This is a genomic window from Streptomyces spongiae (assembly GCF_009377185.1).
Taxonomy (GTDB): domain Bacteria; phylum Actinomycetota; class Actinomycetes; order Streptomycetales; family Streptomycetaceae; genus Streptomyces; species Streptomyces spongiae.
Genome location: NZ_VJZC01000563.1, coordinates 1 through 6,452 on the forward strand (window position 1 = coordinate 1; position 6,452 = coordinate 6,452).

Genomic DNA, 6,452 nt, shown 5'->3' on the forward strand with positions numbered 1-6,452 from the left:
GGAGCTCCCGTGACCGCCACCGCCGCCCCCACCGCCGTGCACCGGGTCGCCCCCAAGGGCCGCGGCGCTCACCGCAGCATCTCCGCCGCCGTGCGCGCCGCCGCCGACGGTGACGAGATCCGTATCGCCCCGGGCGAGTACGTCGAAGCGCTCGTCCTCGACCGTGCGGTGTCCCTGCTGCCGGAGGAGGGCGCGGAGCATTCGGTTCGGGTGCTGGGCGCCGACCCGGGCCGTCCGGTCCTGGAGGTCGGCGCCTCCGGCGCTCACCTCGTCGGGCTGGTGCTGACGGGGCAGGACCCCGGGCTGCCGGCCGTGCTGGTGGCCGCCGGGAGCCTGGAGCTGGAGGGGTGCGAGGTCTCCGGCGGCCGGGTCGAGGCGGGCGGTGACGCGTCGCTGGCCCTGCGCGACTGCCGGGTGTCCGGTGCCGCCCTGGCCGGGGTGCACGCGAACACCACCGGCGCGACCGACCTGGTCGACACGCTGGTCGAGGACGTCGACGGCACGGGTGTCGTCCTCGGCTCGGCCACGGCCGCCGAGGTCACCGGGCTGACGGTCCGCAGGGTCACGGGCTCGGGAGTACGTGTACGGGGCCGGGCCGGGGCCGTACTGCGCGACTGCCGTATCAATGCCCCCGGCCGCAGCGGGCTGCTGGTGGAGGACGACGCGACCGTGACCGCGCTGGACTGCCGGGTGGAGGAGACGGTGGCGGAAGGCATCCGGGTGCTGGGGAGCTCCCCCCGCCCCGGGGAGGCCCTGGAACTCCCGGCGGCCGCGGAGGGCGGCGTGGTGCTCGCCGACTGCCAGGTACTCAGCACCGGCGCGGACGGCGTCGCCGTCTCCGGCTCCGGTGACGTCCTGCTGCTGAACTGCCGCCTGCGGGACGGTGCCGGACCGGGTGTGACGGCCGGGGACGACAGCAGGGCCGCCCTCGTGGACTGCCAGGTGGACCGCCCGCACGGCTCGTGTCTGGTGGCCCGCGGCAACGCGCACCTGTCGGCGGAGGGCACCTCGATGCGTGGCAGCCGCGCCAACGGGCTGCTCGCGGGCGACCGCTCCCGGGTGACGCTGGCCTCCAGCGACGTGCGGGACTGCGGCTTCAGCGCGGTGCACGCCTGCGACGACGCCCGGCTGTCGCTGACGTCGTGTCGTATCGGAGGCACGCCCGAGCACGGCGTGCGGGCCACCGACCGGGCCGAACTCACCGTCGAGGGCGTCCGTGTCAGCGACTGCGGGCTGTCGGGTCTGCAGATCGACGCCGCGGCGCAGGCCCGGGTGCGCGGGCTGTCCGTGGTGCGGGGCCGGACCGGTATCAGCGCCGAGTCCACCGGGACGGTCGTCCTGGAGGAGTGCGACGTCACGGAGGCCGAACGCGCCGGAATCACCTGCGGCACCGCCACGTCGGCCGTGCTGCGGGACTGCCGGATCAGTGGCACCGGCACCGCCGGACTCGTGGTCGGCGAACGCGCGACCCCCAGCATCGAGGACTGCACTGTCCGCGATGCCACCGGTTCCGGGCTGGTCCTGGGCCCGGCTGCGGAACCGCGCGTCAAGTCCGTCACCGTGGCCCGGAGCGGGAAGAACAACCTGTTCGTCGGCGAGAAGGCCCGCGGCGTCTTCGAGCACTGCGTCTTCGCCGGGGCCGGCGCCGACGGCCAGTCGTTCCCGGCCGTCCATGTGGCTGCCGGGAGCGCGCCCGTGCTGCGGGGCTGTCTGGTGCGGGACACCGAGGAGGATGTGGCCGCCGAGAAGGGGGCCCGGCCGGTGTTCGACGACTGTCTGTCGCGCAACGTGAGCAACCCGGCGCTGCCGACCGGCCCCAAGGAGGCGCTGCCGTCCGCCGCGGGCGGGAACGCGGCCGGCGGGACCAGCGCGCGCGAGACCGAAGCGCCTCCGGAGGACACCCTGGAGGACCTGCTGGCCGAACTGGACGGACTGGCAGGGCTGGACCGCGTCAAGCACGACGTGTCGTCCCTGGTGAAGCTGATGCAGACCGTCCGCCGCCGTGAGGAGATGGGTCTGGCCGCTCCCCCGCTCAGCCGCCACTTGGTCTTCACCGGCAACCCCGGCACGGGCAAGACCACGGTGGCCCGGCTCTACGGCCGCATCCTGGCCGCGGTCGGTCTGCTCGAACGCGGCCATCTGGTCGAGGCCGACCGCTCGGCGCTGGTCGGCGAGTACGTCGGGCACACCGGCCCGAAGACGGCGCGGGTGTTCGACCAGGCACGCGGCGGCGTCCTGTTCATCGACGAGGCGTACTCGCTCACCCAGTACACCGGCACCAACGACTTCGGCCAGGAGGCGATCGCCACCCTGCTGAAGCTGATGGAGGACCACCGTGACGACGTCGTGGTGATCGTCGCCGGATACCCCAGGGAGATGGAGGTGTTCGTCCGCTCCAACCCCGGTCTGGCCTCACGTTTCACCCGCACGCTGCTCTTCGAGGACTACGGCTCCGCCGAACTGGTCAGCATCGTGGAGCACCAGGCCGCCCAGCACCAGTACGAGCTCACCCCGGCTTCTCGGGAGGCTCTGACCGCGCACTTCGACACGGTCCCCCGGGGCCGGGGGTTCGGCAACGGCCGCGCGGCCCGCCAGCTGTTCCAGACCATGACGGAGCGCCAGGCGTACCGCGTCGCGGAGTTGGCGGAAGCCTCGGAGTCCGACCTGATGACGCTGACACCGGAGGACCTCCCCTAGCCTCCCCCGGCCCTTCGCCTCCCCGAGCCATCACCAGCTCTTCGCCTCCCCAGCCCTCACCACCCGCAGGCACTCCAGGCACTCCCCTAAGGACCCGTTTCATGCCGCAGCAGACCCCCGTTCGCCCCACCCACTCGGAGGGCGGGTTCGCCGAACTGTTCGCCCGCAAGACGCGCACTCCCTTGCGCGGGTTCCTGCCCGGTCGCAGGGTCTGGAGCGCCGTCGGCGGCTGCGCCGCCACCGTTCTGGTCATCGTCGGGACCACGGCGATCGTCTCCCGCATCGACTGGAACTTCGGTACGGACCATGTGGCCACCGCCGCCGAGAAGAAAGCCGAGACGCGGGAAAAGCGCCCGGCCGACGGCGGTACACCGTCCGCCACCGCGTCCTCGGACAAACACAGCCGTGCGAAGGACAGCGGGGGGTCGGGTGTGGTCCAGGACACGGGCTCCGGTGGGTCCGGGAGCGGCGGCTCCGCTCCGGGGTCCGGTTCCAGCGGTTCAGGCTCCGGTTCCGGCAGTTCCCATGACTCCGGAACGAACGAGGACACGCGGTCCACGACCTCGTCCGAGCAGAAGCCGACGAGCTTCCTCTGGTCCGACGGGAGCGTGGACTCGGCCGACGACAACGGGTACTGGGACCAGAGCACCGTCACCGTGAAGTCCACGAAGTCCCTCAGCAGCCTCAAGGTGGTCGTCAAGATCATCCAGACCGGTGGTGTCGCCGACACCGGGACGTGGACCTCCCTCGGGGACCAGGTGACCGTGGCGACCGGCGGGACCAGCGGCGAGCTGGACTACGTGGTGACACTGAACGCGGGGGTCACGCTGGACCCCGGCACGTACACCTTCAAGTTCGGGTACAACCACGACCAGGGCAACCGTGACGCGGGCGGCGACCGCTACAACGTCACCGCCACGACCACCTCGTCCGACGACAAGTACCTCACGGGCGGCTTCTGACAGCAGCGGTACGCGGGCCGGGTCCCGGCGGTGTCTCAGCCCGTCAGGTGCTGGACGGCTTTGGCCGCCTGGCCCGCGCCGTCCTCCGTCGCCATGTGCCGGGCGACGGTCGCGGCGGCCCGCGCGTACGTCTGCCGCCTCGTGACCTGGGTGAGGGCGTCGGCGAGCCGTTCCCCGGTGAGGGACGCGAAGGGGATCGGGGCGGGCGCGGCGCCCAGCGCGGCGAGCCGTGCCGCCCAGAACGGCTGGTCCGCCGTCACCGGGACCGCGACCGTGGGTACTCCGGCGCGAAGGGCCGCGGCCGTGGTGCCCGCGCCCGCGTGGTGCACCACGGCGGCGAGCCTCGGGAACAGCAGCTCATGCGGTATCTCGCCGATGGTGAGGATGCCGTCCCCGTCGGCCGTGAGCCCCGCACTGCCGGACTGGAGGATGCCGCGCAGCCCGGCCCTCCGCAGCGCCTGGACGGCGATGTCGCCGATCCGCTCCCCCTCGCCGCCCGCCATGCTGCCGAAGCCGATGAGCACGGGCCTGGGTCCGGCGGCCAGGAAGTCCTCCACTTCGGAGGGGAGTTGTGCGTCCGGGTCGAGGTGGGGCCACCAGATGCCCATGACGTCCAGACCGGTACGCCAGTCGGAGGGGCGGGGCACGAGCGCGGTGCTGAAGCCGTGCAGGACGGGCCAGTCGGCCCGCTCCTGCCGGCGGCGCATCGCCGAGGCGGTGAGGGCGGGCAGCTCAAGGCGGCGGCGCAGGTCGGCGACGGCCTGTCCGTAGACCCGGTCGGCCATGCGGAGCGCGAAGCGTCCGGCCGTACGGTTGCCGAGGCGGCCCAGTGAGCGGGTGCCCATGACGACGGGCGGGAAGTCGCCGGTCGGCGCGGTGGGCTGGAGGTACACCCCGAGACTCGGGATCCCGGTGGCCTCGGTGACGTGCCGTCCGAGCGGGGCCGTCGTGGTGGACAGCAGGAGCAGGTCGGTGCCCCGGTCCACCGCGTCGGCGAAGCCCTGACCCAGCTCGGAGACGAAGGCGGCGGCCGTGCGCATCAGTTCCCGTCTGTCCGCGAGGTCGCCGTCGCCCCGGGGGCGGGCGGGCAGACTCGGGAACTCCAGGCCGGCGTTGCGTACCAGCGGCGCGAAGGCGTCCGTCCGCGGCGAGGGCCTTCTGCCTGACGTAGGGGAGGGTCAACTCCTGGGGTGGCGCCGCCTCCTGGGCGACCGGGGGGGGCCGGGTGTGCGCCCGGGGGACGAGTCCCGGACGCACACCGGACGTGGTTCAGCAGATGTCCTCGCGGCTGTTGACCAGGCGGTTGTTACGGAAGGTCGTGTTCTCGCCGCAGGGGCTCTCGCGGATGGCCGAGTTGGTCACCGTCAGGTTCTGGACGGTGATGTCGCGGTTGTTCGGGAACTCCGAGCGGGCTGCGAGCCGGATCTCGCCGCCGCCCGAGACGCTGCCGCTCTGGGCGGCGATGTTCACGTTGTAGCAGTTCTCGATCAGGATGGCGTTGTTGCCGGTGTTGGAGAGGGTCACCCGGTCGATGGCGGCGCCACCGCTCTCGGAGACGCAGAAGACACCGCGTCCGCCGCCCTTGGCGATGACCTCGCCCACGCGGATGTTGGTGGGGTAGCCGCTGCCCACCCGGCCGTTGCGGTTGGCCATGCGGAAGGCCGCGTAGCCGGTGCCGGCGCCCGCGCCGTCCGCGTCGACCTTGGTGACGGTGGCGTTGATGGTCTGGTTCAGCAGGAGTCCGGACTCGCCGACGTTGCGCGCGGTGACGGTACCGATGGTGAGGCCGTCGACGCCGTACGTCTCGACCGCGTGGCTGCTCGCGCCGGAGACGTACACGTTGTCGATCCGGACGTTCCGCGTCCACTGGCTGGTGTCGCCGCGGTTGTCGATACGGACACCGAGGCCGCGTGAGAGGCGCATGTCGATCTGGCCGAGGACGACGTTCTGGACGTTGCGCATGAAGACGCCGTAGAGCGGGGTGCCGGTGAGGTTCAGGTGTTGGACCTCGATGTCGCGGGCTCCGCGTGCGTAGACCGGTGCCTGGTCGCCGGAACCCGATCCGGTGACGTTGATCGTGCCGCACACGTCGAGCACGGTGTAACTGGGCAGGGAGACCCGGGAACCGGCGGCGATGGAGCCCGAGCCGCGGACGACGACCCGTTCCTTCGAGGTCCGGCCCGACGTCAGGCTGTTCACGGCCGCCTGCATCGCGGCGCGCATGTCGCCGCCCGTGTACACGGTGCTGCTGCCGCGCCGGGCGGTCCAGGTGCTGCCGTTCAGCACCGCCTCCGCCTGGTACGAGCCGTCACCACAGGCGGCGACCGCCTCGCGTGGCGCGGCAGCGGCGGCCGGTTCCGTCGCGGGGGCCGGTTCCGGTACCGCGTTCGCGGGGGCCGTCAGCACGGCGGCGCCGGTGAGCAGTGCGGTGGCGCAGGCGGCGGTGACCACAGCGCGCGGTGTACGAGTACGGCGGTCCGGGGCGGCCTCGTCGGTGAGGTGAGCTGCGGCTCTGCGTCCCATCTCGTCTTCTCCTATGGGGGGTTATGCGCTCGCCGCCTCGACTGAATCGATTCAGGCGAACCGATGAGGTGGCAAGCGATTTCTGTGGGGGCGGGTGAGTCTGGCAACGGCCTTGTGTGGGCGTCAAGTTGCTCGACGGAAGTCCAGGGCGGCGGGGTCTCGTCTGCCGGGTTCGGCCCGTGGCCGTGTGCCGACCATATGTGGCTGGTCGCGCCGTTCCCCGCGCCCCTGAAAACCCTGGGCGCGCCCGGCATCGTGACGCACCGGCCC

General features: G+C 72.5%; 3 protein-coding genes and 1 pseudogene. 2 read left to right on the top strand and 2 right to left on the bottom strand.

Translation table 11 applies throughout. The features are described 5' to 3' along the window. Positions 1 to 9 precede the first annotated feature (9 nt). Together FNH08_RS41495 and FNH08_RS41500 are read left to right on the top strand one after the other, a co-directional pair. Positions 10 to 2,697 carry a right-handed parallel beta-helix repeat-containing protein gene (locus FNH08_RS41495; protein ID WP_456114965.1) on the top strand — a complete coding sequence of 896 codons (2,688 nt, stop codon included), beginning with the start codon at positions 10 to 12 and terminating at the stop codon, positions 2,695 to 2,697. Between the two features lie 101 nt (positions 2,698 to 2,798). Further along, positions 2,799 to 3,659, top strand: a complete 861-nt coding sequence (locus tag FNH08_RS41500) for a hypothetical protein (protein ID WP_152776688.1) — start codon at positions 2,799 to 2,801, stop codon at positions 3,657 to 3,659. A 35-nt stretch (positions 3,660 to 3,694) separates the two neighbouring features. Here the strand turns inward: FNH08_RS41500 and FNH08_RS41505 are convergent. After that, a pseudogene (locus FNH08_RS41505) lies at positions 3,695 to 4,801 on the bottom strand (nucleotide disphospho-sugar-binding domain-containing protein); the annotation flags it as partial. Between the two features lie 127 nt (positions 4,802 to 4,928). Further along, on the bottom strand, positions 4,929 to 6,182 hold the full coding sequence (locus FNH08_RS41510; protein ID WP_152776690.1) for a hypothetical protein: 1,254 nt from the start codon (positions 6,180 to 6,182) through the stop codon (positions 4,929 to 4,931). Between the last annotated feature and the right edge of the window lie 270 nt (positions 6,183 to 6,452).